2 protein-coding genes are annotated in these 1,541 nt (G+C 39.8%); both read right to left on the bottom strand.

From position 1 onward, the window contains the following. The coding region (locus tag ABZA26_RS14820) for an aminotransferase class I/II-fold pyridoxal phosphate-dependent enzyme (protein ID WP_372715254.1) at positions 1–646 on the bottom strand (646 nt) is incomplete at its 3' end. Further along, positions 643–1,541 (bottom strand): prephenate dehydratase (locus ABZA26_RS14815; RefSeq protein ID WP_372715253.1); only part of this gene is annotated, 899 nt, incomplete at its 5' end. The genes ABZA26_RS14820 and ABZA26_RS14815, both read right to left, overlap by 4 nt.

Genomic DNA, 1,541 nt, shown 5'->3' with positions numbered 1-1,541 from the left:
GAATTACAGGACCATCTTTACTGAGTTCATTCAGGAAATCAATTACACCTTTCCATTCTTCAGAGGACAGGGAATATCCCGTAGGATTGTGGCAGGGATCATTTATTACTGCCAGGACTTTCCCCTGTTTTTCCATTATGGATTCACATCTGCTTTTGAAGGAACCCATATCAAAGGCTTCCCCGTCAAACAGAGAGTATTCTTGTGTTTCAAATCCAAATTCCTTGGCCATGAGCCAGTATGGGCCCCATCCGATCTCTGGTAAAAGTACAGTCTCACCTCTTCCCAGATAGTTTTTAAAAGTGGTACTTACTGCACCACTCCCACCGGGAGTCGCCACTACACCGCTTAAAAAATCTCTTTTTACCCCTCGAAACACCCATTTTTCTATTGCATCTATATAGTCAGCTTCCCCTCTGAATGATGCCGAATAAGAAGCCAGATCCTTCACATCTATGTTTTTATATTCTTCCCATACACTTTTCATTGTCACGAGGTTTCCATCTTCGTCTGAAAGAGACCCAAGAGTTGCATTTACGACTTTGTCACCGTTTATCTTGATAGAATCCATGGCTTCTGCCACTACTTTAAAGACAGTATCTTCTACCATCTTGTCTTTAGAATTTTCTGTCAGCAGGGTTTTCATTTTATTCCCTCCAGTTTTTCGTATCTTCCGACTATTTTGAAAGATAAGCTGTTTTCTTTTAATTCTTCAATGAGCTCTTCTGAGTTATCCATATCTCCTTGGAATTCAATAAAGAAGAAATATTCCCAAGGAACATTTTTTACAGGTCTGGACTTTATATTAAGCATGTTGTATCCACGATTTCCTATGGCATCTACGATTTTCATGAGAGACCCGGATTCATGTGGCACTGTCAGTATCAAGGCACTGGTATCTCCTGTTGTTGGTTTTTCTGAAGATATTACAATAAATTTAGTCTGATTCTGATCATTGGTATTAATGCTCTCTGCCAGTATATCAAGGTTGTAAAGACTTGCAGTCTCATAGCTGCCGATGGTTCCCTTTGTTTTGTCTTTCTGATCACTCACGTACTTTGCACTTACTGCAGTGTTGTGATAAGGTATCTCCTTCCATCCTCGTCCGTACAAGAATTTAGACGACTGAAGAAAACCTTGTGGATGTGAGTAAACCTCTTTTATATCAGAAATTTTTGACCCTTTTATTCCCAAAAGGTGCTGCTCTATTTTTAGAGAATGAACCTTTGTTATATAGCAGTTATATTTTCTTAGAAGATCAAATATCTCGCTTATCTCTCCTGTGCTGGAGTTTTCTATTGGGAGGACACCAAAATCCACTTCCTTGCTGGCAACTGCTCTGAAGACTTCTTCAAAAGTAAGATAAGAATTTTCCTCACACTTTTCAAAGAGCTCTTTAAGGGCTATGTGCTGAAATGCTCCCTCTACACCCTGGTATGCAACTTTTGTTTGCAGGCCAAGTATTTTCCTCTGATAGTCCCTGGAAAGCTCCATCTGTTTTTCCAGAAGCTCCCGGTAATATTTCCTCAGATCTTTTTCAG

The organism is Ilyobacter sp. (assembly GCF_041583315.1).
In the GTDB taxonomy this organism is placed as follows: Bacteria; Fusobacteriota; Fusobacteriia; order Fusobacteriales; family Fusobacteriaceae; genus Ilyobacter.
The sequence above is the reverse complement of the archived record's forward strand: the minus strand, read 5'-3'. Positions and strand labels throughout refer to the sequence as shown.